General features: G+C 68.6%; 26 protein-coding genes. 8 read left to right on the top strand and 18 right to left on the bottom strand.

The window, feature by feature from the left end:
* The first annotated feature begins 73 nt into the window (after positions 1–73).
* Positions 74–643, top strand: a complete 570-nt coding sequence (locus tag CES90_RS23880; protein WP_229913834.1) for a hypothetical protein — start codon at positions 74–76, stop codon at positions 641–643.
* 1 nt (position 644) lies between these two features.
* Here the strand turns inward: CES90_RS23880 and CES90_RS23875 are convergent, their stop codons facing one another.
* The 5 genes from CES90_RS23875 to CES90_RS23855 all read right to left on the bottom strand — a co-directional run bounded on the left by CES90_RS23875 (position 645) and on the right by CES90_RS23855 (position 6,218).
* Positions 645–1,544, bottom strand: coding sequence for a calcium-binding protein (locus CES90_RS23875; RefSeq protein ID WP_189783265.1), 900 nt, complete (start codon positions 1,542–1,544; stop codon positions 645–647).
* Positions 1,545–1,591: 47 nt separating this feature from the next.
* Positions 1,592–2,551 (bottom strand): glycosyltransferase family 2 protein, encoded by a 960-nt coding sequence (locus tag CES90_RS23870; RefSeq protein WP_229913835.1) that lies wholly within the window; start codon positions 2,549–2,551, stop codon positions 1,592–1,594.
* 101 nt (positions 2,552–2,652) lie between these two features.
* Entirely contained in the window at positions 2,653–3,186 is a 534-nt protein-coding gene (locus CES90_RS23865) for a hypothetical protein (RefSeq protein WP_208921446.1), read from the bottom strand.
* Between the two features lie 107 nt (positions 3,187–3,293).
* Positions 3,294–5,705, bottom strand: coding sequence for a glycosyltransferase (locus tag CES90_RS23860; protein WP_189783267.1), 2,412 nt, complete (start codon positions 5,703–5,705; stop codon positions 3,294–3,296).
* A gap of 81 nt (positions 5,706–5,786) precedes the next feature.
* The gene (locus CES90_RS23855) at positions 5,787–6,218 is read right to left on the bottom strand and encodes an ATP-binding protein (protein WP_189783268.1); all 432 of its coding nucleotides are present in this window, start codon (positions 6,216–6,218) and stop codon (positions 5,787–5,789) included.
* Positions 6,219–6,347: 129 nt separating this feature from the next.
* Here CES90_RS23855 and CES90_RS23850 point away from each other — a divergent pair, with 129 nt between their 5' ends.
* Genes CES90_RS23850 through CES90_RS23840 form a run of 3 tightly spaced genes read left to right on the top strand, consistent with a single transcriptional unit; the run spans position 6,348 to position 7,965 of the window.
* On the top strand, positions 6,348–7,214 hold the full coding sequence (locus CES90_RS23850; RefSeq protein ID WP_189783269.1) for a helix-turn-helix domain-containing protein: 867 nt from the start codon (positions 6,348–6,350) through the stop codon (positions 7,212–7,214).
* Positions 7,211–7,468, top strand: coding sequence for a DUF397 domain-containing protein (locus CES90_RS23845; protein WP_189783270.1), 258 nt, complete (start codon positions 7,211–7,213; stop codon positions 7,466–7,468). The genes CES90_RS23850 and CES90_RS23845 overlap by 4 nt, the downstream gene beginning before the upstream one ends.
* Positions 7,465–7,965: a GNAT family N-acetyltransferase gene (locus CES90_RS23840; RefSeq protein ID WP_189783271.1), complete on the top strand. Its 501-nt coding sequence runs from the start codon at positions 7,465–7,467 to the stop codon at positions 7,963–7,965. The genes CES90_RS23845 and CES90_RS23840 overlap by 4 nt, the downstream gene beginning before the upstream one ends.
* Here the strand turns inward: CES90_RS23840 and CES90_RS23835 are convergent.
* Genes CES90_RS23835 through CES90_RS23825 form a run of 3 tightly spaced genes read right to left on the bottom strand, consistent with a single transcriptional unit; the run spans position 7,946 to position 12,358 of the window.
* A complete protein-coding gene (locus tag CES90_RS23835; protein WP_189783272.1) occupies positions 7,946–8,455 on the bottom strand; it encodes an inclusion body family protein in 510 nt (169 codons plus the stop codon). The genes CES90_RS23840 and CES90_RS23835 overlap by 20 nt on opposite strands.
* The gene (locus CES90_RS23830; protein WP_189783273.1) at positions 8,448–10,322 is read right to left on the bottom strand and encodes a thiamine pyrophosphate-binding protein; all 1,875 of its coding nucleotides are present in this window, start codon (positions 10,320–10,322) and stop codon (positions 8,448–8,450) included. The genes CES90_RS23835 and CES90_RS23830 overlap by 8 nt, the downstream gene beginning before the upstream one ends.
* The gene (locus CES90_RS23825) at positions 10,319–12,358 is read right to left on the bottom strand and encodes a flavin monoamine oxidase family protein (RefSeq protein ID WP_189783274.1); all 2,040 of its coding nucleotides are present in this window, start codon (positions 12,356–12,358) and stop codon (positions 10,319–10,321) included. The genes CES90_RS23830 and CES90_RS23825 overlap by 4 nt, the downstream gene beginning before the upstream one ends.
* A 462-nt stretch (positions 12,359–12,820) precedes the next feature.
* Between CES90_RS23825 and CES90_RS23820 the strand changes: the two genes are divergently transcribed.
* Positions 12,821–13,309 (top strand): hypothetical protein, encoded by a 489-nt coding sequence (locus CES90_RS23820; protein WP_189783275.1) that lies wholly within the window; start codon positions 12,821–12,823, stop codon positions 13,307–13,309.
* A gap of 44 nt (positions 13,310–13,353) precedes the next feature.
* On the opposite strand, the gene CES90_RS23815 is transcribed toward CES90_RS23820, so the two are convergent.
* A complete protein-coding gene (locus tag CES90_RS23815; protein WP_189783276.1) occupies positions 13,354–15,261 on the bottom strand; it encodes an AMP-dependent synthetase/ligase in 1,908 nt (635 codons plus the stop codon).
* A gap of 256 nt (positions 15,262–15,517) precedes the next feature.
* Between CES90_RS23815 and CES90_RS23810 the strand changes: the two genes are divergently transcribed.
* Positions 15,518–16,441: a MaoC family dehydratase gene (locus CES90_RS23810; protein ID WP_189783277.1), complete on the top strand. Its 924-nt coding sequence runs from the start codon at positions 15,518–15,520 to the stop codon at positions 16,439–16,441.
* Positions 16,442–16,680: 239 nt separating this feature from the next.
* On the opposite strand, the gene CES90_RS23805 is transcribed toward CES90_RS23810, so the two are convergent.
* The 6 genes from CES90_RS23805 to CES90_RS23780 form a co-directional block, all read right to left on the bottom strand.
* The gene (locus tag CES90_RS23805; protein WP_189783278.1) at positions 16,681–17,331 is read right to left on the bottom strand and encodes a TetR/AcrR family transcriptional regulator; all 651 of its coding nucleotides are present in this window, start codon (positions 17,329–17,331) and stop codon (positions 16,681–16,683) included.
* 38 nt (positions 17,332–17,369) lie between these two features.
* The gene (locus CES90_RS23800) at positions 17,370–17,702 is read right to left on the bottom strand and encodes a DUF4229 domain-containing protein (protein WP_189783279.1); all 333 of its coding nucleotides are present in this window, start codon (positions 17,700–17,702) and stop codon (positions 17,370–17,372) included.
* An 89-nt stretch (positions 17,703–17,791) separates the two neighbouring features.
* Positions 17,792–18,316 carry a GNAT family N-acetyltransferase gene (locus tag CES90_RS23795; protein ID WP_189783280.1) on the bottom strand — a complete coding sequence of 175 codons (525 nt, stop codon included), beginning with the start codon at positions 18,314–18,316 and terminating at the stop codon, positions 17,792–17,794.
* A gap of 182 nt (positions 18,317–18,498) precedes the next feature.
* On the bottom strand, positions 18,499–19,662 hold the full coding sequence (gene mqnE / locus CES90_RS23790) for an aminofutalosine synthase MqnE (protein ID WP_189783281.1): 1,164 nt from the start codon (positions 19,660–19,662) through the stop codon (positions 18,499–18,501).
* 43 nt (positions 19,663–19,705) lie between these two features.
* Positions 19,706–20,161 carry an Lrp/AsnC family transcriptional regulator gene (locus CES90_RS23785; RefSeq protein WP_189783282.1) on the bottom strand — a complete coding sequence of 152 codons (456 nt, stop codon included), beginning with the start codon at positions 20,159–20,161 and terminating at the stop codon, positions 19,706–19,708.
* Between the two features lie 110 nt (positions 20,162–20,271).
* The gene (locus CES90_RS23780; RefSeq protein ID WP_189783283.1) at positions 20,272–20,964 is read right to left on the bottom strand and encodes a UbiX family flavin prenyltransferase; all 693 of its coding nucleotides are present in this window, start codon (positions 20,962–20,964) and stop codon (positions 20,272–20,274) included.
* Between the two features lie 143 nt (positions 20,965–21,107).
* Between CES90_RS23780 and CES90_RS23775 the strand changes: the two genes are divergently transcribed.
* Complete coding sequence (locus CES90_RS23775) at positions 21,108–21,719, top strand: rhomboid family intramembrane serine protease (RefSeq protein WP_189783284.1); 612 nt, start codon at positions 21,108–21,110, stop codon at positions 21,717–21,719.
* Here CES90_RS23775 and CES90_RS23770 read toward each other — a convergent pair.
* From CES90_RS23770 to CES90_RS23760, 3 genes are all read right to left on the bottom strand, one after another.
* Positions 21,709–22,266 carry a Uma2 family endonuclease gene (locus tag CES90_RS23770; protein WP_229913836.1) on the bottom strand — a complete coding sequence of 186 codons (558 nt, stop codon included), beginning with the start codon at positions 22,264–22,266 and terminating at the stop codon, positions 21,709–21,711. The genes CES90_RS23775 and CES90_RS23770 overlap by 11 nt on opposite strands.
* 14 nt (positions 22,267–22,280) lie before the next feature.
* Entirely contained in the window at positions 22,281–23,183 is a 903-nt protein-coding gene (gene mqnP, locus CES90_RS23765) for a menaquinone biosynthesis prenyltransferase MqnP (protein WP_189783285.1), read from the bottom strand.
* Between the two features lie 79 nt (positions 23,184–23,262).
* The gene (locus CES90_RS23760; protein ID WP_189783286.1) at positions 23,263–24,720 is read right to left on the bottom strand and encodes a menaquinone biosynthesis decarboxylase; all 1,458 of its coding nucleotides are present in this window, start codon (positions 24,718–24,720) and stop codon (positions 23,263–23,265) included.
* A 130-nt stretch (positions 24,721–24,850) separates the two neighbouring features.
* Here CES90_RS23760 and CES90_RS23755 point away from each other — a divergent pair, with 130 nt between their 5' ends.
* Complete coding sequence (locus CES90_RS23755; protein ID WP_189783287.1) at positions 24,851–25,267, top strand: PLD nuclease N-terminal domain-containing protein; 417 nt, start codon at positions 24,851–24,853, stop codon at positions 25,265–25,267.
* Positions 25,268–25,300 lie beyond the last annotated feature (33 nt).

Here is a 25,300-nt window from a genome sequence, read left to right as displayed (position 1 = left end):
CTGAGGGTGGCTGAGGGTGGATTGAGTACAGGTACTCATGTGGTCGACTGCCGGCGGCCCGCATCGTACGTCCATGCGGACAAGAATCCTTCCGAAGTCCTTCCTGGTGAAGTCTGTGCTGGCGGCCACGCTCAGCTGTGTCGTCCTGTCCGGCTACGGCGCGGCGAACGCGGCAGCCGCCACCGACAGCGATGCGGAGGCACGGTTCCTGAACTTCGCGAACAGCATCACGGACTACTGCACTCCGGCCCGCCCCAGTGGTGTGTCCGAGCCCACGGACCTCGACTCCACCCAGCCCGTCTCCGTCGAGGAGGTGCCGCTGACCGCCATCGAGAAGTGCCGCGGCGAGCAGCACGCGGAGCGCATCGGTGAGGCGTTCAGCGGCACGGGGGCGAGTGACTACGAGGTGCTGCACGAGAAGCTGACGGCCCTCGACTACCCGGCGGCCCGGATCCATCGGATGCCGGACTACGCGGGTGTGCCCCGCGCGAGGATCGACCTGCGGGTGGCGGACGGCGACCACTTGGCGGTGGAGGTCAACGGCTACAACACGTTGGTGACCGTCGAAGCGTTCGGGGCTCCCGAGGGCGTGAGCGTGACCGACGTGCGGCGGAACCTGGTGTTCGACCCGCCGACGTTCTGACCTACTGATGGACCTTGTCGCGGCCCGGGCCACCGGAGAGCTTGTCGGTGCCCTGGCCGCCGTGTAGCACGTCGTTGCCGTTGTTGCCCCAGAGCGTGTCGTTGTCCTGGTCGCCGTAGAGGACGTCGTTGCCGTTCTGGCCGCGCAGGGTGTCGTTGCCCCTGCCGCCGTACAGCCTGTCGTTGCCCTCGCCGCCCAAGAGGTCGTCGGCGTCGGTCCTGCCGTACAGGATGTCGTTGCCGGAGTCCCCGACCAGGATGTTCCTGGTCACGGCGGTGCCACCGGTGAGGGTGTCGTTGCCGGCGCCGCCGCTGCAGTACGAGCAGTCGGTCATGGTGTCGTGGCCCTTGCCGCCGCGGGAACCGAAGCCCCAGGGACCGCCGCCGCCGACGATGCGGTCGTTGCCGTCCTCGCCGTAGAGCTCGACCGAGCCGTTGCCGAGCAGGACGTCGTTGCCGGAGCCGCCGTAGATGCCCGAGTACAAGGAGTTGGGGGGCAGCGTCGCGGTGTCGTCGCCGTCACCGAGGTGGACGTCGTAGATGAACGTGTCCTCGCCGCGCGGGGAAACACCCTGGGCGCATTGGACGACCTTGTGATCGGTCGCATCGGGGTACGTGCACTCGCGTTCGACTGCCGCGCGCGGATCGATGGCGATGTCGACCCGGTCGCGGAAGGTGATGATCCAGTAGCCCCACTCCCAGTCGGGCCTCTCCTCCCTGTCCACGGCGACCGTGAAGCGGTTCGACTGTCCGGCGCCGGCCTTGTAGCGCAGGTGGTTGACTTCGAAGGCGACGGTGGCCGTGCTCGTCGGGGCCGCCTGGGCGGTGGGCGCCGCGAGCACGGCTCCGCCCAGGGCGAGGGCGAGAGATGTGGTGGCGGCGATGGATCTGTGTGAGCGCATGCGGAAGTAATCCTTCGCGGAGTCACTGCTGTCGGCGGGATCACCCCTTAGACAGCCGACCCGGCGCGGGAGTTGTACGGGAGTCGACCGGCGTCGCCGCTCTGGGCGGCCAGCGCCTTCTCCAGACGCCGGATGTGGTAGTACTGCACCCGCGTCGTGCGCTGCAGGGCCATGACCGCCCCGAGGAACTGGTCCATCTCGGCGGCCCGGGTGAGGATGTCGTCGGGGACGTACTCGTCCCGCAGGCAGGCTTCCGCGTCCTGGGTGAGCACGGCGTGGGCCCACCCACGCGTGATCGGCTTGAACAGGTCCGGGTGGTTGGCCACGATCCGGGCCCGGATGGCCAGGTCGTTCTCGGCGGCTTCCAGATGCAGTCCGGTGTCCTTGTTGCGCGCCCCGAACAGCGGCTCATGGATGTGGTGGGCGTCGAAGCCGTGCTCGACGCAGCCGATCCAGAAGTCCCAGTCCTCTCCCGCCCGCATGGTCTCGTCGTACCCGCCCACGGTCTGCCACGCTTCACGGCGGTACAGCGAGCAGTAGAACATGATCAGCCGCTGGAGCAGCAGTTCTCTGCTGTAGGCGGGCAGGGGCATCGCCTGCGGGGGCAGATCGTCGTCGGTGAAGGTGAACACATCGGTCGACGCGATGGCGATGTCGGGGTCGCCGTCCAGCACCGCGACGGTCTTCTCCAGCATCGTCGGCGCGATCACGTCGTCGGCGTCCAGCGGAAGGATGTAGCGGCCGGCAGCGGCCTCGATTCCGGTGTTGCGCGCGGCGGAGACCCCGGCATTGGCCTGTTGGAGCAGCCTGACGCACCGGTCGGGGTGGCGGGCGGCCAGGTCCTGGGCCACCTCGAAGGTGTTGTCGGTGCTGCCGTCGTCGACGATGACGAGTTCCCAGGCGCGGAACGTCTGGGCGACGACGCTGGACACTGCCTCGGGCAGATAACGGGCGTAGTTGTGGCAGGGGATGACCACCGAGACCACAGGGTCGGAGCTGTGGGGCATGCGCCGTCTTTCGCTTCGGAACGGAACGGGATGAATGGAATGCCGACGCCCCCCCAGTCCTGTTAGAGGACCACGTCGCGGCAGACCAGCCGGATCATGCGCTAGCTGAGGCGCAGTTGACGCCCATGGTCGTGCTCATGGTCGTGGTGGTCGTGCTTGCCGTTCTCGTACTTGCCGTTCTCGTGCTTGCCGTTCTCGTGCTTGCCGTTCTCGTGCTTGCCATTCTCGTGCTTGCCATTCTCGTGCTTGCCATTCTCGTGCTTGCCGTACTCGTGCTTGCCGTACTCGTGGTGGCCGTGTCCGTGCTCCTTGTGGTGCCCGTAGTCACAGATGGTCATGTTGGCCACCGGCGTGCAGCAGACGTTGTAGTCGGTGATGGTCACGTTGCCCACGGGCGTGCAGCAGTGCCCGTAGTCGGTGACGGTGACGTTTCCGATGGGCGTGCAGGGGTGCCCGTCCGCGGACGTGAGGGTGACGTCGCCGCTTATCGGCTGGCCCTGGTACGCGTAGGGAGCCGACGCTGTCGTCGCCTCCGAACCGGGGGCGGTCGCGTAGGCAGCCTCCGCCGTGTTGAGCAGTCCGGCGGTCGCCAGTGCGGCAGGGAGGGCCAGGGAGGACATGAGGCGGGCTTTCACGGTGGGACCTTTCTTTCGGGGTCTGGGAGCTGCCCGCTGGGCGTGTGAACTCCACGCAGGGGCAGTAGTCCCACCGTAGGATTCAATTACTTACCGTGCCAACGTGATTACTCCATGTGGTGTACGAGCGGTTCGGCGACGTCGGCGTGGTGCGGGTGCAGCACTTCCAGGTCGGGCAGCGCCCAGCAGGCAGTGCCCATGTCCCGGGCCATCGCGGCCAGACCTTCGGTCTCGATGAGGTGCTGATACGGGAAGGAGGGGAAGATCAGACCGTCCCGGTGAAGGTCGGCGCGTACCAGCAGGGTGGTGCCGCCGACCGAGTCGACGCGGATGAGCCCCTGCCCGCGCAGTTCGTCGAGGTAGACCCGGCCGAACCCCCTGGGCGGCTGCAGAATCCCGTCGCGCAGCCACTGGGACCAGTTGAGCGTGCCGGCCCTGGGGTGCAGGACGAAGGTGTTGAGGTCGTACGTGGGTCCACCGGCCGTGGTGGCACAGTGCGGGACGACGATGTCCTTGCCCGCTCCGAGCAGGCGTTGGACGAGGTCGGCCGGGTAGCCGGTGACATCCACATCGAGCCACAGCACCCACTCCTCGTCGGTGAGGGCTCGGGAGAGCAGATGGTTGCGCACCTTGGCCAGCACCGAGCGGCGTCGGCGCTGGACGCCGGGCTCCCAGCGGGGGCCCGCCAGTTGGAGGCCGAAGTCACGGTGTACGAGGGTGACCCGCCGGAACTCCGCCTCGAGTCCGGGCAGGACCTGTCGGAGCAGATCCGGCGTCGTGTCCTTGCTGTCGCCCTCCAGCAGCCCCAGCGAGATCGCCTCGCGCGGGTAGTCCAGGGCGCGAAGGTTCTCCAGATAGCCCGGCAGGAACGCGGCCGCGTCCTTGAGAGGGGTGAGCACCAGGACCGTGGGTCGCTCGGTCGCCGGGCCCGGGGCGGGTTCGAGGGCTGTGGCCGTCCGTCCACCCTGCCCGGAGGGTCGGGTGGCGGCACCGTTCTCGGCGTGGGCGATGTCCTCCGGCCCGATCGGCAGCCGGGTCGCCATCGCGAGCAACCGCTCGGCGTACGCGCCCGGTTCGGACCAGATCTGGGTCGCCACGTCGAAGTGCTCCGCGAAGTGGGCTTCGTTGAACGTGTTGCCGCCGTGACATACGTAGGTGTACAGCTCGGGTGCGTCGACCGATACCACCCGGCAGGTACGGGCCACCTCCTCCGCCACCGGGGTGTCCTCGCCCCGGCGCAGTGCCGGGTAGCGCGGGAGGCGGTCCTTGGCGCACACCATCGATCCTTCCCACAGGCGCGCGCAGGAGATCGCGAGCTTGTGGCGAGCGGGCCACCACAGCCGTTCACGGGCGAGGAAGCAGGCTTCGGCGCCGAGCGAGAGGATCGCCGCCATCTGTGTCTCGATCCGCTCCGGGTCGTACAGGTCGTCGTCGTCCCACTGGGATACGTACGGCCCGGTGGCCCGGTCCACCGCCTCGTTGCGCAGTTCACCCAGCGTCCGCCCCTCCGAGGGGAGCCGGTGATGGCGGATCCTCGGGTCGTCCAGCTCGTGAATGTGCTGCTCAAGGGCGTCGTCCGTGCCGTCCTCCACGACGACCAGTTCCAGGTTGGGGTAGGTCTGCGTACGGAAGCACGCGATCGCGCGGCGGGCCGTCGACGAGCGATCCTTCGTCACCATCAGGCAGGACACCGTCGGCGCGGGCGCGCCCGAGGCCCAGCGGCGGCGTTGCGCGTCCAGGTTGAGCAGGCCGTCGGCGAGCGGTTGCAGTTCCTGGCTCGCCCAGAACGGGAACCGTTTGCCGGCCGATGTCCGGGGAGTCGCAGGGGAGTCGCGCACCCAGCTGCCGGACCAGTGGTGCACGGCGTACGCACGCTCATAGTCGGCTTCCTGCGGGCCGAACAGCTCCTGCGCGTACGGGCTCACCTCGGGGTACAGGACCTCCGGTCCGAGGATCGTGATCGAGGCGATCGAGGCAGGTTCCGGGGCGCTGTCGATCGCTCTGGTGAGGAAGAAGGGGCCCGTGACGTCCAGCGCTCCGGGCATTCTGTGGGCGCCGACCAACTGGCGGTGCACATGGGCCCAGAAGGGGTGGCCCGGCCGTGACGCGATGAACGCGTTGCCGACGATGCGGCTGAATCCGCGCTGGCGGGCCAGCAGTAGCCCTGTGTGCGCCTGGGGCTCGCAGCCGAGGACGAGTTCGTGCCCGTCAAGGATTCCCTCGACCGGGCTCAGGCACTCGAAGTCCAGATCCACGTAGAGCCCGCCGAAATGGTCGAGCAGGAAATAGCGAATTGCGTCGGCCCGCATGATCGGTTCCGCGTAGCCGTCGTAGATGGGCAGGAACCAGGGATAGTGCTCCTGGAGGAATGCGCGATTGTCGGAGTCGGTCCACAGGCGGTATCCCCAGCCGGGGTGGTGTCGGCGCCAGGAGTCAGCCCATTTCTTCCATTGGGCCGGTACGTCGGCGTCTTTCCAGGTTTGGTGAATCAGGGCGGGAATCTTCTTCTGCGTCCGCATTCACTCAGTATGTCGATCCACTTCGCCGAGAGGATTTCCATACGGACCCATCGGCAGAACATTCACTCGGGCGGCCCTCACTTACGGGCTGGTGCTGATACTGGCGCTCAGCTCGGCCCACACGATCTTGCCCAGGTCGCGGTCCTCGACGCCCCACTTGTCGGCGAGGGCCTCGACGATCAACAGCCCCCGCCCGGACTCGGCCTCGGGCTCCGACCGCAGCGTTTTCGGCCGCCGCGTCTCGCAGGCGTCGGCCACCTCGATACGTACGGTGCCGGTCATCCACACCACCTTCAGCAGAAAGCTGTGCCCGGTGACGTACCCGTGCATGGCCGCGTTCGTCACCAGCTCGGCGGCGACCAGCACCGCGCTGTCGTACACCTCGCTCCCCTGGGGGATGCCCCAGGCGTGCAGCCGCCGGGCGACGGCCCTTCGCGCGAGTCGGGCGCCTCGGCGGCTGGGAGTGAAGAGTTGCCTGAATTCACCGAGGACGGTGGTGGTTTCCGAATTCATGTCACTCAGCGTGGTCGTCCGGTTCTAGTCTGACCAGGTACGACGGCGCGACGCTAGGTAGCCGTATGGGTGCGGTGCGCGAGGCGTCGGCTCGTCGGCCGTGACCACGACGAGGTGAGGGCGGGATCGATGGCGGATGAGGCGAGTGAACGGCGGCCGGAGACTCCGGCTGAGGCCGACGGTACGACCGGGCTGTTCACGGCGGTCGGCAAGCTGTTGAAGCTACTGCGGGAGCGGGCGGGGCTGACACAGAAGGAGTTGGGGGAGGCGTTGGGGTACGGGCCGGACGCGATCGGGGCGATGGAGCGGGGGGTGCGGGTGGCTCGGCCCGAGGTGTTGGAGAAGGCGGATGAACTTCTCGATGCCGGGGGGCTGTTGAAGGCGATGATCCCCGAGATCAAGGAGGGGATGAAGAAGGCGCGGACGCGGCATCCGGAGTGGTACCGGAGTTACGCCGGGTTGGAGGCGGAGGCGGTTGAGCTGCACTTCTATGCCAACCAGGGGGTGCCAGGGTTGTTGCAGACGGAGGAGTATGCGCGGGCGGTCTTCTCTCAGTGGCGCCCACTGCTGAGCGCCGAGACCATCGAGACGCGCGTGGCCGACCGAATGGCCCGCCAGCAGATCTTCGAGGGCTGGCCTCCACCGATGTGCAGCTACGTCCTGGAGGAGGTTGTGCTGCAACGGCCGATCGGCGGACGAGCTGTCCACCAGGAGCAACTGCGGAACCTGCTGCGCTTCGGGAGTATGCGCAACATTGAGATCCAGGTGATGCCGACCTGCCGCGAGGAACACCCCAACCTGGACAGCGCGTTCAACCTGTTGACGCCCAAAGGACATGGGCAGGTGGCGTACACGGAAGGGCAGGGCTACCCCCGCCTGGTCACCGACACTGAAGGCGTACGACAAATCGCCGACCGCTATGGGATCATGCGCGCGCTGGCGCTCAACCCGATGGAGTCCCGGGCGCTGATCGAGAAGATGCTGGGGGAGCTGTGAGCACTGAGCGACTCAACTGGTTCAAGTCCAGCCACAGCAGTGGCGCTGGCGGCGAATGCGTCGAAGCCGCCTACACCTGGCGCAAGTCATCCCACAGCAGCGGCGAGGGCGGCGAATGCGTCGAGATATCCCCCTGCCCCCACACCATCCACATCCGCGACTCCAAGAACCCCACCGGCCCCCACCTCACCCTCTCCCCCACCGCCTGGACCACGTTCCTCGCAACCGAGGAAGCCCGTAGCCTGCCTGCATGATCACTCTCAGGCTGCTGGACGGCGTTGGGCGACAGATCGCCCTGCATGACGTGGACGACCAGAACTGGCGCGCCGTCGCGGATGTCGCCCCGCTGGACGGCCAACGCCGGTTCGTTCCCGCGCTGGCCGCCCGCTACCTCCTCCTGTCCCTCCGCGAGGGCGTATGGAACTCGCTCGCGGTGTGCGCCGATGACACCGTGGTGGGGCATGTCATGTGGGGGCGTGACGAGGACGGTTCGTACTGGATCGGCGGCATGCTGATCGATGCCGCCGAACAGGGCAAGGGGGTCGGGCGGGCGGCGGCGCGGACCCTGATGCGATGGCTGGCGGACCGTACGGACTGTGAGGTCCTCCGCCTGTCGTACGACCCGGACAACACCGCCGCCGAGCGCCTTTACGCCTCACTGGGATTCCGGCCCGTGTCCACCACCGAGGAGGACCAGGGTGAGGTGGTCGCCGAAGTGTCCGGCGTCGTCGTCAGGGATTCTCGATGGTGATGAAGGGGTCCCACTGGAAGTACCCCTTCAATTGGCGGTGGCGGTCCAGGATCTGGAAGTAGAAGTGGTACACGACCTTGCCCGGCTTTTTGACGGTCGTCCGCCAGTAGTGGTCCTGGTAGTTCTGTGTCACGAATTCCGGCCTGCCCTCGGACCCCTCCTGCGGCATCGGATAGACGCCGTCGATCACTTCGATCTCCGGAGTCCTGATGAGCTGGTGGCCGGTGTCGCTGCTCACGTACTTGTACAGCAGTGCCTTGTAGTCGCTGCCGAGCGAGATCGTCGTCTCCCGCCACCTGATGCTGTCCCCGGGTTCTGCCCGGAGGTTCAATTCGGCCCCCGATGTGCCGACGATGTGATCGTGGCGCGTCGTCATGTAGATGAGGCTGTGGTCGGCGTACGTCGGCGCGTCCGGGTTCCTCGACGCGTTGGGATTCTGCTCGACGATCGTGGCCGCGTCGAACGCGATCAGTACGTTGAGATCAGCCATTTCCTGCCCCTTTCGAGTTGTTGACTTTCACCTTGTAGGCCATCGCACGCGGGTAGTCGTGCCGGTGCAGGCGGACGCGGACCAGCAGCGGTCCGGCGTTGACGGGGTCGGTCGGGTCGGTGAGGCGGGTCAGAAGGTCGTCCAGTTCGGAGGTGTGGGCGATGGTGATCCCGTTCGCCGGGGTCTCCTTGGCGGCGAAGACGGCCGCGAGACGGTCGTAGTGCCAGGGGTGGAGGACGTTGTAGAAGTCGGGGTCGTGGGAGGCCCCTTGGTCGTCCGCGTAGTAGGCGGGGTGCACCAGCATCTGTTCGATGCCGTAGAAGTGTCCGTTGTCCATGACGAACACCACCGACCGCAGCCCGAGCCTGGTGTGGGTGGAGATCTCCTGACAGGTCTCCTGGAAGGCGCCGTCGCCGACGAACACCATCGGGCGGGCCTGCCCGCGCTCGGGGGCGAGCGCGGCGCCGGTGGCCGCGCCGACCGACCAGCCGATGGACAGCCAGCTGACCTGCGACAGGAACCCGCCCGCGGACAGGGACAGGTTCATCGAGCCGATGAGGGAGAACGCGGCGTCGGAGACGACCGTCCAGTCCTGCCGGGTCTCGTGGCCCAGGAAGTGGTTGATCCGGTCGAACACGCCGTCGTAGGTGAGCCGTTCGGCGTGCCGGGACCGTGAGCCGCTGGTGCGGAGCGAGGCGCGGTACTGCTCCAGGCCGGCGGGGCGGTCGACGGACTCCCCCAGATGGGCATGGGCCTCGGCGTAGTAGTCGGCGGCCAGCCCCCCGGAGCCGTAGCGCTTCACCAGCGCGTCCTGGAGGGCGGGCAGGAGTTGTTCGAGCTGGACGTCGGGGAAGTAGGAGCTGCCGACACTGACGCCGCCGTTCGCGGCCATCACCCAGTCGCCGCCGACGCACTGCTCGCCGCCGAGGTTCTTCGACGTGGACCAGGCGCCGAGCCCGATCCGGCAGGTGGCCCAGTCCTTGAAGACGCCGTGCACGTCCGGGTGGCTGGCGTGGCCGTTGTAGACGCCGTGGAACTGCGGCAGGTCCTCGTCGACGACGGCCTTGGCGCCGACAGTGGTGCAGAACGGCACGCCGGTTCCCTCCACCAGGTCGGTGAGCTGCCCGCCCAGGCGGAACCGGTCGATCTCCTCGCCGGCCCAGACGATGGGGCGGGGCGTTCCGTCCGGGCCGGGGTGCTCCTCGACCAGGGTGAGGATCGCGTTCACGGCGTGGTCCAGCATCAGCTGGTTGCGCGCGCTGAACGGCCGCTCGCGGCGGATGATCGGCTCCCCGGGCTCGGCGCAGGGCTCGTCCCACAGGTCCTCCATGACCTCCAGGTAGACCGGCCTGCGCTCGGAGAGGCACGCGGTGAGCGCGGCGTCGATCTGGGCGGGGGCGAGGCCCGGGTTGGAGATGACCTGCGCGTCCACGGTGACCTGCCGGTAGACGTCCAGGTTGCTCTCCGGGCGGGGGCTCATGTGGGAGGTGAGCAGGCCGAGGGCGCGGTAGTTCTGCCACTGCTCGTAGGGCGGGGAAGCGTTGACGGCGACGAGCGGGACCTGCTCGACGTAGGCGCCACCGCAGGCGTTGAGCAGGTTGAACGCGCCCACACTGTAGGTGACCGCGGCCGCGCCGACGCCGTGGATCCGGGCGTAGGCGTCGGCGGCCTGGCCCGCGCCGCCCTCGGTGGGGGTGCCGACCCACTCGATGTCGCCCTCGGCCCGCAGGGTGGTCAAGAAGGGGCCGAGGTGGTTGCCGGGGACGCCGAAGAGGTGGGTGATGCCCAACTCGGCCAGGCGCAGGGCGAGATAGCGGGCGACCGTGCACCCAGGGGTGATCGCGGTCCCGGAGGTGATCGCGGTCATGAGCGGCCCTCCCCGTCCGGGCCCGGGGTGGTGACCGGCGGGGCCTGGTGGACGGCGATGGCGGCGCGGACGGCGCTCTCCAGGGCGCCCTCGATCCAGGCGTGCTTGAGGGAGGTGTGCTCTCCGGCGAAGTGCACGGGGCCTTCGGGCCGGGAGACGTCCAGGTGGAAGCTGGTCATCTGGTGCGCGGTGTAGATGGCGGCCTCGCCGAAGGCGTACGGGTCGCGGGCCCAGCTCTTGGTGGCGCCGCGCCCGGTGAAGAACACCTCGATGCGTCGGCCGTGCAGGGCCTGGAGGTTGCGCAGGGCGTAGACGTAGCGCTCCGCGTTCCGCATCGAGTCCCAGCGCGCGGCGTCGTCGGACCAGGAGTACGAGGCGAGCACCACGCCGCCGGTGCTGCCCTCGACCCGGTGCGACGGGTAGTACATGAACCGGTTGGGGTTGTCGGTGGCGGAGCCCCCGCCGAAGCTGTGGGTGGCGGGGCGGAGGGCGGGGCCGCGCAGCGGCATGGTGCTGTCGATCTGCCGCATCTCCTCGGTGACGCCGCTGTCCTTGACGGCGGCACCGAGCAGGCCGGCGTCCGCCTCGGCGAGCGTGGGCATACGGGCGGGCTCGCCGGCCGCCTCCGGGCCCAGCCGGTAGTACTCGTAGACGCCCGGTGCGATCCTCTCCAGCTCCTCGCGCCAGTCGTCCTCGGTGAACTCCCACCACCGGTGGCTGAACTCCAGCAGCACCTTGGTGGCCGAGTCGTAGTGGGTCTCGATGATGGCGCGGCGCTTCTTGTACGACATCGAGGGGACGATCTCCACGAAGCGCAGGGCGGAGAACGGGATGGTGACGATCGCCAGGTCCGCGGTCCACCGGCGCGGCGGGGCCTGCGGGTCGTTCTCGGCGACGGTCTCCACGGTCACGCCCCATCCGTCGGGTCCGACGGCGGTGCCCTCGGGGTCGGTGTCGCGGCTGGGGTCGTGGTATTCGAGGCGGATCATGCGGTGGCCGAGCCGCACCTCGTCGCGTAGGCCCTCGTGGAGGGCGTGCGGCAGGCGCCAACTGCCGCCGGGTATCTCCCAGTAGCGGACGGTGGGGTTGATGTCGCTGCGGCTCAGGAAGCTGTGGAAGAAGGAGAGGTGCAGCCGTGAGGACATGTTCTCCAGGGTTCCGACGGCCTCGATCGCCTCGTCGCTGAGCCCGGCGTGGTCTCGCAGGAAGCCGCCCATGGAGTAGCCGTCGAAGTCGCGGATCACCCGGGCCCAGCCCTCGACCCACTCGTCGAACGGCTTGTTGACACGCTTGCCGTCGACGACGTCGGAGTAGTAGTCGCGCACGCTCTCCAGCGCGTCGTCGACCATCTTCACGACGGGCGCGCGGACCTCGTCGCCGGTGAGGTGGAAGCCCTCGTTGATCCGTTCGGGACTCGCGGTGTAGTCGGCCCGCCGCATCTGGACGCGGTTGGCGCGGATCCAGGAGTTGCCGCGCTTGTCGGGTTCGCGGAAGTCGGGGCTCGCGTCGCCGTTGGTCCACGTCTGGCCGGTGAAGGAGGTGTACGTCACCGGGGGGACGGGGACCTCGGGACCGCTGCCGGTGGAGGGGTCCACGTCCACGTTGTAGAACTGGCGCCGGCCGAGTCCGAGTTTGTCGACGAGGGCGAGGACGAGCGGGTGGAAGTCGGGCAGCCGCATGGCCCCGGCCTCCGCATACTGGGCGGGGTCGTCGAAGGGCTGGTGGTGCTTGGTGGCGCGGAAGGTCTTGATGCGTCCGCCGACGCGGCTTTCATTGGCCTCGATGATGGTGACGTCGTGGCCGGCGTCCTTGAGCAGGCGGCCGGCGACGAGGCCGGTGATGCCGGCGCCGATGACGAGGATCTTCTTGCGCGGGTGGTGGGTGGGGCCGAGACGGCCCGTGTCGATCAGGGTGTGGAGATAGCTGAGTTTGAGGTCCTTGTCGTCCGGCCCGACGAGGAGGAGTTCGCGGGCGAGCTTGAGACACGTCTGCCAGCGCGCACGGGTGGCGGAGTTGTCCCGTGGAGTGTCGGTCATGGTTTGAAATCGTAGATAGGCAGAAACGATTTCCCGGATCCCCACAGCAGGCAAAGTCCTGAAAACATCGATCGCATCTCTTGACGGAATTTCGACTTGCTCGAATTTCCTTACGAGGAGCAAAGTTCCGCCGGGGACGGAAGAGAAAGGAGACGAAGTCGAGGCAAAGGTTTCGCTCCCGGAATGTGGAAATCCTGGGGAATCCACTGGCGTCGGTCGCGCCGGCTCCTTTCCCCGATGGCCTTGTCAGCGCCGACCGGACAGCGGCGTCACGCCAAACGTGCACATCCCGCCCGGCCCCGATCGCACCCTCGCCGCCGGCATCCACACGATTCCCGACCCGCCCGCCTCAGAAGTTCGTCGCCGCGTACAACCGAATCCTGCCGGAATGACTCTCCAGGGAGGAGTCGACCGGTGGCCGGTGGGCTGGGTGATGGAACGCGACGAAACGGGGCGGAACTGATGAAGAGGCGGGGCATTCTGCTGGGCTGTGGCGGGCTGGTCGTCGTTCTCGGGGCCGTCGGGGTCGTGTGGTGGAACTGGTTCCGGGCGCCGTACACGCTCGCCGACTCGCCCGGGATCGAGGTGACCGTGCGGGCCGAGAAGTCGAAGTACCCCGATGTCCAGGAGACCGCCGAGGACGTCGACACCGTCGTACGGGTGTACGTGCAGCGGCTCAGGGCCGGTGACGTGGAAGGGCTCGCGGAGCTGGCCGGGCCCGCGTACGACGGGGCTCGGTCCGCGGCCTACGACCAGGTCCGGGAGTTCGGCGAGGGGGCTCGCGGGCACGTCGACGTCACCGTGCTGGAGGGGTCCGTCGACTATTTCAACGCCATCCGGCTCACCTACGAGAAGACCGACCAGCAGCAGGAGTTGCTGCTGGTCAAGGACGACGGGTACTGGTGGGTCGGGCTCGGTGAGGGCGACCCGGCGGCGGGCGACCAGAGTTAGGGCGCTACGACTGCTCCGTGCGGCTGCCTCCCGCGCGGCGCCCCCTATTTCCTGTACAGGTCCTCGATCTCCGCCGCGAACGCCTCCTCGATGACCTCCCGTCGCAGCTTCATCGACGGGGTCAAGTGGCCCTGCTCCTCCGTGAAGCCGCCGGGGATGATCGTGAAGCGGCGGATGGATTCGGGGCGGGAGACGAGGCGGTTGGCCTCGTCGACGGCGCGTTGGAGGACGGCGTGCAACTCGGCGTCGTCAGCGAGGAGTTCGGGTGGGACGACGTGTTTGGCGTTCATCTGGCGCCAGTGGTTGATGCCCTCGGGGTCCAGGGTCAGCAATGCCGTGACATAGGGGCGGCGGTCGCCGATGACCATGGCCTGGGCTATGAGGGGGTGGGAGCGGAGCCAGTTCTCCAGGGGGGCCGGCGCCACGTTCTTGCCGCTGTCGGTGACGAGGATCTCCTTCTTGCGGCCGGTGATCGTGAGGTAGCCCTCGTCGTCGAGCTCGCCCATGTCACCGGTGGCGAACCAGCCGTCGGGGCCCGCCGGGACGACGCCGCCGGCCTGGGGGTCCCAGTAGCCGCGGAAGATCTGGCCGCCGTGGAGCAGGACTTCGCCGTCCGCCGCGATGCGGACCCGGGTGCCGGGGAGCGGCCGGCCCACCGTGCCCAGGCGGGGGCGGGTCGGTGGGGTGACCGTCACCGCCGCTGTCGTCTCCGTGAGGCCGTAGCCCTCGAAGACCTCGATGCCGGCGCCCGCGTAGAAGGCGGCCAGGCGGCGGCCGAGGGGGGAGCCGCCGCAGATGACGTAGCGGACCCGGCCGCCGAGGGCGTTGCGGATGCGGCGGTAGACCAGGGGGTCGTAGAAGCCGCGGGCGGCCTTGAGGAAGGTGGTCGGGCCCGGGCCCGTGCCGTGTTGTTCCGACTCCAGGGCCTCGCCGTAGCGGCGGGCGACGGCGGCGGCGCGGTCGAAGGACGAGACGCGGCCCATGCGTTCGGCGGAGGCGCGGGCGCTGTTGAAGACCTTCTCCAGGACGTACGGGATGAGGAGCAGGAACGTCGGGCGGAAGGACTTCAGGTCGGCGAGGAGGTCCTCCGTGCGGAAGCTCGGTGAGTGGCCCACGCGTATCCGCGCCCGCATGCACGCGATCGCCACCATGCGGCCGAAGACGTGGGCGAGGGGGAGGAAGAGGAGCGTGGAGGCCTCCTCGTCGGTCTTCGCGCGGAAGATCGGGTACAGGAGGTCGATCGCGTTGTCGATCTCGGCGAAGAAGTTGCCGTGGGTGAGGGCGCAGCCCTTGGGACGGCCGGTCGTGCCCGAGGTGTAGATCAGGGTCGCCAGGGTGCCGGGGCCCAACACCCCACGCCGTACGGCGACTTCCTGGTCGGAGACGCCCCGGCCCAGTTCGGCGAGGCGTTCCAGGTGGCCCTTCTCGAAGACCCACATGTGACGGAGGTCGGGGATGCGGTCGCGTTCGGGGCCGAGAGCGGCGGCCTGGGAGGTCGACTCCACGGCGAGGGCCACGGCACCCGAGTCCTGGAGGATCCAGCGGGTCTGGAAGACGGAGGAGGTCGGGTAGACGGGGACGGTCACCAGGCCGGCCGCCCAGGCCGCGAAGTCCAGCAGCGTCCACTCGTACGTCGTCCGGGCCATGATGGCGATACGGTCGCCCGGCATCAGGCCCTCGGCGATCAGGCCCTTGGCCACCGCGAGTACCTCGGCCGCGAACTCGGCCGCCGTCACGTCCCGCCACCGGATGCCGTCTTCGCCGGGGCGGTCCTTGCGGCTGAGGACCACCGACTCGGGGGCGTGGCCCGCGTTGTCGAACGGGATGTCCGCGAGTGAGCCGTAGGCGACGGGCGCGGCCAGCGCGGGCACGTACGCCTCTCGCACGGCGCCGTCCAGTCGCTTCAACTCGGGTTCCACCAAGGCGGGTTGGGTGCGGTCGAGGCTGGACACGGGCGGCTCCTGGGCGTTCGGTGTGCCCGGATCGTACGGGGTTGTTGTGTGAGGTTTGTGTGAGTGTGGGGATGGTCCGGAGGTGGTAACGGGCCGGGGATGTGCAGTGTCGGTGACCGCGTCCGCGCAGGTCAAGGGGGTGTCAAGTTACCTGAGGGTCGCTCAGCTCCCCATCTCCTCACCCTCGCTTACCTCGGGTAACCTGACTGTGGAGTAAGTAGAAGCGGGGCACGAGAAGGAAGGGGGAAACCGTCCGATGCACACCCTCACCGTCACTCTCACCGAGTTCCCCGCCCTCAGCCGCCTCCTCGCGCGGGGCGCCCTCCTCTCTCCGTGCAAGAGCCGCAAGCTTCCCCGCACCGGCCCCCTGCGCACCCCCGGCCCGACCACCCGGCTGGTCCTCCCCGGCGTGCGGATCGACTTCGCCCGGCTCGCCGCGTACGAGCGCGTCTGCGGCTTCCCCACCGGCGAGGACGCCGTCCCCCTCACCTATCCGCATGTCCTCGGCTTCCCGCTCGCCATGCGCCTCATGGCCGACCGCGACTTCCCGCTCCCCCTGCTCGGACTCGTCCACACCTCGATCGAGATCACCCGGCGCCGAGTGCTGCCCGCCACCGGGGAGTACGAGCTCACCGTCTACGTGAACGAGTTGGCACCCCACCGCCGGGGCACCGAAGCCACGATGGTGACCGAGCTCCGGGACGGGAACGGGGGCGACGGGGGCGAGGTCGCGTGGGAGTCGCGGAGTACGTATCTCGCACGGCACGGGGAGCGGAGGAGCGGAGCCGTGCGGGAGGAACGCACCAACAGGGGCGGGCGGCCTCGGGGAGCCGCGGGCGGGTCGCTTCCGGTTGTTGCCCAGTGGCGGTTGGGTGGGGATGTCGGGCGGCGGTACGGGGCGGTTTCGGGGGACCGGAATCCGATCCATCTGCATGCGCTCGGCGCCCGCCTCTTCGGCTTCCCCCGGGCCATCGCGCACGGCATGTGGACGGTGGCGCGCTGCCTCGCCGAGCACGGCACGCCTGCGGCGGCCCTCGTCCGCGCCGAGTTCAGGGCGCCGGTGACGCTGCCGAGCACGGTGGTGTACGCGGCGCACGGCCGGGCGGGCGGCGACTTCGAACTCCGCGGTGGTGGGGGACGGGTGCATGTAAGGGGCAGCGTGTACCCGCTCATTGCGTGAGGGCGCGCAGGGGCTCGGTCCGGTCGGTGCGTTGGCGAGTGCCGGTGGGTGGGGCTGGTCGCGCCCACGCGGCGGAGCCGCATATGTCACAGCCCCGCGCCCCTGAAAGACACGGCCCCGCGCCCCTGAAAAGCACGGGGCGCAGCCCCTGCTTTTCAGGGGCGCGGGGAACTGCGCGAGCAACCACCCACGCCCCGCGGATGACCGACCACCACAGACACCCGAGTTCCGGCGCCGAACTACACCTCTTCGCTCGGCGGAGCCCAGGGTCGGCCCTCCATCAGGTCGCCCAGGCCGGACCAGGCGAAGTTCATCAGCGTGGCGGCGGCCTGTCTGGCGGTGATGCCGGGAGTGGCGTTGGCCCAGGCGGCGAGGGCTTCGGCGGCGCCGACCAGGGCCTCCGCGAGGCCGGCGACCTCGCGCTCCGGGAGGGACGGGTCGCGGCGGGCGTCGCGGGCGGCGACCAGGATCAGCCCGGTCACGAACGCGACCATCTCCTCACGCATCGCCGCCACCTCGGCGGCGAACGGTTCGCCGTGCGTACGGGCCTGGAGGTGCAGTACCGCCCAGGCGTCCGGGTTCTGCGCGGTGTGCGTGAAGAACGCCCGCAGCCCCTCCCAGAGTTGACGGTCGGCGGGGAGCTCGGGGTCCACGCCCGCGCGTACGGCGGTGGTGAGCGCCTTGGCCTCACGGCGGATGCAGGCCGTGAAGAGGTCTTCCTTGGAGTTCAGGTACAGATACACCAACGGCTTGGACACACCCGCCAGTTCGGCGATCTCGTCCATCGACGCGGCCCGGTACCCGCGCTGCCCGAAGGTCCGCACGGCCGCGTCCAGCATCTGCTGTTCCCGCACCGCACGGGGCATTCGTTTGCTCTTCACAGCACCCATGCGGGCAAGCGTACGGTTCCCTGCCGGGAAAGATCCCGTTACGAGGCCTGTGCCTGGCCCGATGCCGTCTCGCTCTGCTTCCTCGCCTCGTCGTCGGCCTCGTCCTCCACGCTGCGGTTGGCGGCGAGGTTGGACTTGACGCGGTTGATGCGCTCGTCGAGGTGGGGGGCGATCTGGGCGGAGGCCCGGTCGCGCTCCTTGCGGAGGGCGATGAAGCTGATCGGCGCGGAGACGACCAGGGCGAGGAGGATCATCCACATGCCGTTGGAGGAGCCGAGGCCGCGAGGGGCGACGCCGGAGTAGACGAGGGCCCAGACGACCACGAAGCAGCCCACGAAGATTCCGAGGCGCATCAATGTGTAGCGGAGCATCTCAATCCACTCTTCCGTCTCCGTTTGGGCATCCTGCGTCATCCAGTGAAACACGGTCGGCGTGCGATCTTGCACGGGGGTGCGGGGCCTCAGGTCAGGGGCAGCAGCATGATGATGTCGTCGCGGTGGTCGTCCGGGGCGACGCGGATCGCGCCGGGGACGCGGCCGACCTCCTTGTAGCCGCAGGTGGCGTAGAAGTGCTCCAGGCCGAGGCCGCCGCGGCAGGTGAGGCGGATGGCGTCGATGCCGTCGAAGTGGCGGGCGGCTTCCTCCGCCGCCGTCATCAGGTCGCGGCCGTAGCCCTTGCCCTGATGGGTGGGGTGCACCATCACCGTGTACAGCCATACCCAGTGCGCCATCAGGCGGTGGGTATTGAAGCTGAAGAACGCGGTGGCGGCGGGGGTGCCGGTCTCGTCGAAGCCGATGAGCATCCGCTGCCTGCCCTCCGCCATGCCCACCATGTGCTGGATCAGGGCCGGGCGTATCGCCTCCGGCGTCACCGGGGGTACGAAGCCGACGGCTCCGCCGGCGTTCGAGACGTCCGTCCAGAGGGTGAGGATGGCGTCGCTGAGGGTGGGGGTGAGGGGTGGGTCGAGCTGGAAGGTAAGGGGCATGGCGGGAGGTTAGCCATTACCTTCCGGTCCACTCAACCGGGTTCTCGTCCCGCCAGGGCGCCTGAGAGCTCGGGAGGGTGGGTTCGTTGGCGGGTGCAGGTGTGTGGGGGCTGGTCGCGCAGTTCCCCGCGCCCCTCAAAAGCAGGGGCTGCGCCCCTGCTTTTCGGCCCGCAGGGCCGTGTCTATACGCGCATCGGCTGGGGGGACTCGCGGCGCTCGGGGTCGGGGGCCTCGTACTCGCGGATGATCTCGTAGCGGGTGTTCCGTTCGACGGGGCGGAAGCCGGCGTCTCGGATGAGGTCCAGGAGGTCCTCGCGGGTGAGTTTGTTCGGCGTGCCGTAGTTGTCGGCGTCGTGGGTGATCTTGTATTCGACCACCGAGCCGTCCATGTCGTCGGCGCCGTGCTGGAGGGCCAGTTGCGCGGTCTGGACGCCGTGCATGACCCAGAAGACCTTGACGTGGGGGACGTTGTCGAACAGCAGCCGAGAGACCGCGAAGGTCTTCAGGGCCTCCGCCCCCGTCGCCATCTGGGTGCGGGCCTGGAGGCGGTTGCGTACCTTGCCGTCCTTCATGTCGACGAAGTCGTGCTGGTAGCGCAGGGGGATGAAGACCTGGAAGCCGTTCGTCTCGTCCTGGAGTTCACGCAGGCGCAGGACGTGGTCGACGCGGTGGCGGGGCTCCTCGATGTGGCCGTACAGCATGGTGCACGGGGTCTTCAGACCCTTCTCGTGCGCCAGGCGGTGGATCCGCGACCAGTCCTCCCAGTGGGTGCGGTGGTCGACGATGTGCTGCCGGACCTCCCAGTCGAAGATCTCCGCTCCGCCGCCGGTGAGCGACTCCAGGCCCGCGTCGATCAGTTCGTCCAGGATCTCGGACGCCGACAGACCGCTGATCGTCTCGAAGTGGTGGATCTCGGTGGCCGTGAAGGCCTTCAACGACACGTTCGGCAGGGCCGCCTTCAACTCGCGCAGCGAGCGCGGGTAGTAGCGCCACGGCAGGTTGGGGTGCAGGCCGTTGACGATGTGCAGCTCGGTGAGGTTCTCCGACTCCATCGCCTTGGCGAGCTTGACGGCCTCCTCGATCCGCATCGTGTACGCGTCCTTCTCCCCCGGCTTGCGCTGGAAGGAGCAGTACGCGCAGGAGGCCGTGCACACGTTGGTCATGTTGAGGTGGCGGTTGACGTTGAAGTGGACGACATCGCCGTTCTTCCGCGTCCGCACCTCGTGCGCGAGTCCGCCCAGCCAGGCCAGGTCGTCCGACTCGTACAGCGCGATGCCGTCCTCGCGGGTCAGCCGCTCACCGGAGCGGACCTTCTCCTCCAGCTCGCGCTTGAGCCCGACGTCCATGCCTCCGCCTCTCCTCACCGACAAAACTGCTGCAACCGTACGCCTACTCCTCGTCCGGCAGCTCACCCACCCGGTTCTCCCACTTCGTGGAGAGCACGATGGTCGTACGGGTCCGGGAGACGCCCTTCGTACCGGAGAGCCGGCGGATGGTCTTCTCCAGGCCGTCCACGTCGGGGGCGCGCACCTTGAGCATGAACGAGTCGTCGCCCGCGATGAACCAGCAGTCCTCGATCTCGGCCAGGTCCCGCAGCCGGGTCGCCACGTCCTCGTGGTCGGCGGCGTCGGAGAGCGAGATGCCGATGAGCGCGGTCACGCCGAGGCCGAGGGAGGCCGCGTCGACGGTGGCGCGATAGCCGGTGATGACCCCGGCCGCCTCCAGCCGGTTGATGCGGTCGGTGACGCTGGGTCCCGACAGACCGACGAGGCGTCCCAGCTCCGCGTAGGAGGCCCGGCCGTTCTCCCTCAGGGCCTGGATGAGCTGCCTGTCCACCGCGTCCATGCGATCGGTTGCCTTCCGCTGAAGAGTGTCGTTGTGGGTGGTGCGTGAGATGAGAGTGGTGCGGATGAGTACTGCGTGAGAGTGCTGCGGGTGCGTGCCGCGGAGGGGAGTCAGGTACGGGGCGAGCGCGCCCCGCCGACGTCGCCCTCCCAGCGCCGGTACAGGGTGTGCTCGACGCCCGCCGCGTCCAGCACCCGTCCGGCGACGAAGTCCACCAGGTCCTGGATGTGCGTGGCCCCCGCGTAGAAGGCCGGGGAGGCGGGCAGTACGGTCGCGCCCGCGTCGTCCAGGGTCACCAGGTGCCGCAGGGTCTGCCCGTTCAACGGGGTCTCGCGTACGGCGACGACCAGGCGCCGCCGCTCCTTGAGGGTCACGCTCGCCGCCCGCTGGAGCAGGTCCTTGCTCAGGGCCAGCGCGACGCCCGCGACGCACGCCGTCGACGCGGGGACGATCAGCATCCCCTTGACGGGGTACGAGCCCGAGGACGGTCCGGCGGCCAGGTCGCCGGCGCTCCAGTGCCGTACGCGGTCGCCCTCGAGGTCCACAGCGAATGTGCCGGGCTTCCCATCGGCCCCCCGGCACAGCCATTCCCGCAGGTCGTCCCGCCAGTGCGCGTCCCGGAACGAGATGCCCGTCTCGTCCAGCAGGGTCAGCCGCGAGGCCCGGGACACGACGAGGTCGACGCTCTCGCCGGCGGCGAGGAGCGCGCGGAGCACTGCCGCGGCATATGGGGTGCCGGATGCGCCGGACACCCCTACGATCCAAGGCGTACGCGGCGTCTCTCCTGGCTTGACTGGGTTCACGACACCGAGCCTATCCGGCGGCGTGGGGCGGGAACCGGCCAAGGGGGCACGGTCGTTTTTCCTGAAGGGACGCGAGAGGGACGCCAGTCGAGTCGGGGGTTGTCATGGCGGATGGAACGGGCGGGGTTCGCAGAGTGCGTGGCATGCGTGGCGTGCTGAGTTCGGAGCGGGCTTGGTCCCGCGGGGAGCGGGCGAAGGCCGCCGCCAAGCTGATGGTGGGCTGGGTGGCGCTGCTGTGGCTGCTCGAGTTGATCGATGTGGCGAGCGGGCATGCGCTGGACGACTTCGGGGTCATGCCGCGTGCGGTGCCCGAGTTGGTGGACGTGGTTCCTTCCGCCTTCATCCACTTCGGCTTCGGTCATGTCGCGGCGAACAGTGTGCCGTTGCTGGTGCTGGGCTTTCTCTCGGCGCTCGGGGGGTTGCGGCGCTTCGCCGCCGTCTGCGCGCTGATCATCGTCGCCGATGGGCTGGGTGTCTGGCTCATATCCCCCGACAACAGCAACACCGCCGGCGCCTCCGGCGTCGTCTTCGGTCTCTTCGGCTTCCTTCTGGTCAGCGGGTTCGTCGAGCGGCGGCTGCTGGGGGTGGCGGTGGGTGTCGTGATCGCCGGCATCTGGGGCGGCTCCATCCTCGCCGGCATCGCTCCCACCCAGACCGGTGTGAGCTGGCAGGGGCACTTGATCGGTCTGGTGACGGGGGTGGTGGCGGCGTTCTTGTTCCGGCGCCGCGAACCCCGCGGGACGCTCAACGCCTAGGGCGCGCCTTCGGGTCCACGGGGAGACGGCCCGTGGCGATCACGAGCTTGCCCAGGGGAGAGTCGACGGTCAGGTCAGGGCCGTAGGGGATGGTGTCGCGGCCCTGGTAGCCGTCGGGGCCGGGATTCCACATCATGACGGCGTGGCCCTTGAGCGGATCCAGGATCACGTAGTTGGTGATGCCTCGGGAGGCGTACAAGTGCGGCTTGATCTCGTGGTCGCGGCGTCTGCTGGCCTGCGAGACGACCTCGACGACCAGCGTGATGAGGCCGGGTGAGTACGCTGCCTCGTTCTTCTCCGCTTCGGATGCCGGGATGACGGCGAGGTCGGGGCAGAGCTCGTTCTCCTCGTCGAAGGGGAAGGCCACATCGCTGACGACGTCCCACTCCGCGCTCAGCTGAGACTCGAGGGCGTTCCAGATCTGACGGATCGTGCTGCCGTGGTGCGGGGTGACCGGGCTCGCCACGACGTTGCCTTCGACGATCTCCGTCAGCCACCCCGGGAAGAGGTCTGCCAAGCGAGTCAGCTGTGCACGTGAGCGATCCACGAGGCGCACCGTATTCAGAGGGTCAGGCCACGAACCAACAAATCAAGCAGCGCGCACACGAACAGGGCAATCCCGATGAACCCGTTGACACTGAAGAACGCACGGTTCAGGCGGGACAGGTCATGTGGCCGCACGATCGTGTGCTCGTAGACGAAGGCGCCCGCCACGATCGCCAGACCGAACCAGAGGAAGGCACCCGCGTCCGTCACCACCGCGTACCAGATGAACAGACCCGTCGTCAGGACGTGGCACACCCGCGCCGCCCACACCGCCGCCGGAATACCGAAGCGGGCCGGGACCGAGAGGACACCGGTCTCGCGATCGGAGTCGACGTCCTGGCAGGCGTAGATCAGGTCGAAGCCGCCGATCCAGATGCCCACCGCCAGGCCGAGGATGACCGCGTCCCAGGACCAGGAACCCGTGATCGCCAGCCAGCCGCCCACCGGACCCATGGCCTGGGCGAGGCCGAGGATCGCCTGGGGGTAGTTCGTGAAGCGTTTGCCGTAGGGGTAGACCACCATCGGGATCACGGCGATGGGGGCCAGGGCCAGGCACAGGGGATTCAGCAGGGCCGCCGAGCCGAGGAAGATGACGACCGCGATCAGGGCGCCCGTCCAGGCGTGGCGGACGGACATCGCTCCCGTCACCAACTCGCGGTGCGCCGTACGCGGGTTACGGGCGTCGATCTCGCGGTCGATGATCCGGTTGACGGCCATCGCGAAGGTGCGCAGGCCCACCATGCAGATGGTGACCAGGAGCAGACGGCCCCAGTGGATGTTCCCGTCCAGCTGGAACATCGCGGTCAGCGAGGCGATGTACGCGAAGGGCAGCGCGAAGATCGAGTGCTCGATCATCACCAGGCGGAGGAAGGCCTTGGTGCGCCCCGGCTGAGGGATCGCGGCCGACGCGCTGCTCACAGCCCGTACTCCGGACAACCCCCGCAGTGGCGGGGACAACTTACGCCGGGGCGCCCAGCCTCGATCATCTCTCGCTTCCTCACAGCCCGTATTCCTTCCAGCGCCTTGTCACCCGTTCGGCCGTATCCGGGTCGGACTCCACCATGTCCGGCCAGCCCCCGTCCCTCGTGTACCCCTCCTCGATCCACTTCTTCGTCGCGTCGATCCCCGCCTTGCCACCCCAGAACTGCTGGTACGAGGCGTGGTCCAGATGGTCCACCGGGCCCTCGACCACCGTGAGGTCGCGGGCGTAGTCCGTGTTGCCGAGGGCACGCCAGGCGACCTCGTGGAGGTCATGGACGTCGCAGTCGGCGTCGACGACCACGATCAGCTTGGTCAGCGACATCATGTGGGCGCCCCAGATGGCGTGCATGACCTTCTGCGCGTGCTTCGGGTACTTCTTCTCGATCGAGACGATCGCGCAGTTGTGGAAGCCGCCCGCCTCGGGGAGGTGGTAGTCCACGATGTCCGGGACGATGATCTTCAACAGGGGGAGGAAGAAACGCTCCGTCGCCCTGCCCAACGGCCCGTCCTCCGTCGGCGGGCGGCCGACCACGATCGACTGCAGCAGCGGCCGCTTCCGCATCGTCACGCAGTCGATCTTCAGCGCGGGGAACGGTTCCTGCGGTGTGTAGAAGCCGGTGTGGTCGCCGAACGGGCCCTCGGGGAGCATCTCGCCGGGCTCCAGCCAGCCCTCGATGACGACCTCCGCGTTCGCCGGCACCTGCAACGGCACCGTCTTGCAGTCGACCATCTCGATCCGCTTGCCCGCGACGAACCCGGCGAACAGGTACTCGTCGATGTCACCGGGGAGCGGCGCGGTCGAGGCGTACGTCACGGCGGGCGGGCAGCCGAAGGCGATCGCGACCGGCAGGCGCTCGCCGCGCTTCGCCGCCACCTGGTAGTGGTTGCGGCTGTCCTTGTGGATCTGCCAGTGCATGCCGATGGTGCGCTTGTCGTGGCGCTGGAGGCGGTAGAGGCCGAGGTTGCGTACGCCGGTCTCGGGGTGCTTGGTGTGGGTGAGGCCCAGATTGAAGAAGGAGCCGCCATCCTTGGGCCAGGTGAACAGCGCCGGGAGCCGCTCCAGGTCCACGTCGTCGCCGAGCAGGACGACCTCCTGAACCGGCGCGTTGTCGGATTTCACCTTCTTCGGCGGGACATGGGCCATCGCGCCGAGCTTCCCGAAGGCCTCGCGCACCCCCACGAACCCGTGCGGCAGCTCGGGCTTGAGCAGGCCGCCGATCTTGCCGCTGATCTCCTCGTACGACTTCAGGCCGAGCGCCTTCAGCAGGCGGCGGTCGGTGCCGAAGACGTTCATCGCGAGGGGCATCGAGGAGCCCTTCACGTTCTCGAAGAGCAGCGCCGGACCTCCGGCCTTGTTCACCCGGTCGACGATCTCCCCGACTTCCAGATACGGGTCGACCTCGGCCTTGATGCGCTTGAGATCGCCCTCGCGCTCCAGTGCGCGGAGCAGGGAGCGAAGATCGTCGTAAGCCATGGGGTCAAGTATCCCCGAGGGGCTACCCTGACCCCGTCACGGGGCCCCGGCGCGCGGTCCCGTCATCATGGGTGCAGGGCCGACATGTACGGCTCCCGCACCGCCGTCACCGCTTCCAGGGGGGCCGTTCATGCTCAGGGTGTTGATGTACCTCGTGCCGTTGGCGCTGACGATCTACGCGTTCATCGACTGCCTCAACACCCCCGAGGACGAGGCGAAGCACCTTCCCAAGATCGCCTGGGTCTTCATCATCCTGCTCTTCTGGATCGTCGGCCCGATCGCCTGGCTGGCGGCGGGCAAGATGCGCCACGCCCCCGCGAACGGCCGCACCCCCTCCGAGTGGCACCGCCACCACCGCCTCGAGTACGTGGCCCCGGACGACAACCCCGAGTTCCTGAAGTCCCTCGCCGAGGACAACAAGAAGGACGAGTCCCTCCTCAAGAGCTGGGAGGCCGATCTCCGTCGCCGCGAGGAGGAGTTGAAGCGGCAGGAGGACGAGAAGCGGGCGAACAGGGAGAAGAAGAACAACAAGGACGGCGAGGAGTAACGCCGGGAGCTCAGCCCTCGCGCAGGACGCCCA

It is taken from the genome of Streptomyces capitiformicae, from assembly GCF_002214185.1.
In the GTDB taxonomy this organism is placed as follows: domain Bacteria; phylum Actinomycetota; class Actinomycetes; order Streptomycetales; family Streptomycetaceae; genus Streptomyces; species Streptomyces capitiformicae.
The sequence above is the reverse complement of the archived record's forward strand: the minus strand, read 5'-3'. Positions and strand labels throughout refer to the sequence as shown.

What these genes read in the sequence shown, in the direction of transcription:
- CES90_RS23880 (WP_229913834.1), top strand. Translation starts at nt 74, where the DNA reads ATGCGGACAAGAATCCTTCCGAAGTCCTTCCTGGTGAAGTCTGTGCTG.
- CES90_RS23875 (WP_189783265.1), bottom strand. Translation starts at nt 1,544, where the DNA reads ATGCGCTCACACAGATCCATCGCCGCCACCACATCTCTCGCCCTCGCC.
- CES90_RS23870 (WP_229913835.1), bottom strand. Translation starts at nt 2,551, where the DNA reads ATGCCCCACAGCTCCGACCCTGTGGTCTCGGTGGTCATCCCCTGCCAC.
- CES90_RS23860 (WP_189783267.1), bottom strand. Translation starts at nt 5,705, where the DNA reads ATGCGGACGCAGAAGAAGATTCCCGCCCTGATTCACCAAACCTGGAAA.
- CES90_RS23855 (WP_189783268.1), bottom strand. Translation starts at nt 6,218, where the DNA reads ATGAATTCGGAAACCACCACCGTCCTCGGTGAATTCAGGCAACTCTTC.
- CES90_RS23850 (WP_189783269.1), top strand. Translation starts at nt 6,348, where the DNA reads ATGGCGGATGAGGCGAGTGAACGGCGGCCGGAGACTCCGGCTGAGGCC.
- CES90_RS23840 (WP_189783271.1), top strand. Translation starts at nt 7,465, where the DNA reads ATGATCACTCTCAGGCTGCTGGACGGCGTTGGGCGACAGATCGCCCTG.
- CES90_RS23835 (WP_189783272.1), bottom strand. Translation starts at nt 8,455, where the DNA reads ATGGCTGATCTCAACGTACTGATCGCGTTCGACGCGGCCACGATCGTC.
- CES90_RS23830 (WP_189783273.1), bottom strand. Translation starts at nt 10,322, where the DNA reads ATGACCGCGATCACCTCCGGGACCGCGATCACCCCTGGGTGCACGGTC.
- CES90_RS23825 (WP_189783274.1), bottom strand. Translation starts at nt 12,358, where the DNA reads ATGACCGACACTCCACGGGACAACTCCGCCACCCGTGCGCGCTGGCAG.
- CES90_RS23820 (WP_189783275.1), top strand. Translation starts at nt 12,821, where the DNA reads ATGAAGAGGCGGGGCATTCTGCTGGGCTGTGGCGGGCTGGTCGTCGTT.
- CES90_RS23810 (WP_189783277.1), top strand. Translation starts at nt 15,518, where the DNA reads ATGCACACCCTCACCGTCACTCTCACCGAGTTCCCCGCCCTCAGCCGC.
- CES90_RS23805 (WP_189783278.1), bottom strand. Translation starts at nt 17,331, where the DNA reads ATGGGTGCTGTGAAGAGCAAACGAATGCCCCGTGCGGTGCGGGAACAG.
- CES90_RS23800 (WP_189783279.1), bottom strand. Translation starts at nt 17,702, where the DNA reads ATGCTCCGCTACACATTGATGCGCCTCGGAATCTTCGTGGGCTGCTTC.
- CES90_RS23795 (WP_189783280.1), bottom strand. Translation starts at nt 18,316, where the DNA reads ATGCCCCTTACCTTCCAGCTCGACCCACCCCTCACCCCCACCCTCAGC.
- mqnE (WP_189783281.1), bottom strand. Translation starts at nt 19,662, where the DNA reads ATGGACGTCGGGCTCAAGCGCGAGCTGGAGGAGAAGGTCCGCTCCGGT.
- CES90_RS23785 (WP_189783282.1), bottom strand. Translation starts at nt 20,161, where the DNA reads ATGGACGCGGTGGACAGGCAGCTCATCCAGGCCCTGAGGGAGAACGGC.
- CES90_RS23775 (WP_189783284.1), top strand. Translation starts at nt 21,108, where the DNA reads ATGCGTGGCGTGCTGAGTTCGGAGCGGGCTTGGTCCCGCGGGGAGCGG.
- CES90_RS23760 (WP_189783286.1), bottom strand. Translation starts at nt 24,720, where the DNA reads ATGGCTTACGACGATCTTCGCTCCCTGCTCCGCGCACTGGAGCGCGAG.
- CES90_RS23755 (WP_189783287.1), top strand. Translation starts at nt 24,851, where the DNA reads ATGCTCAGGGTGTTGATGTACCTCGTGCCGTTGGCGCTGACGATCTAC.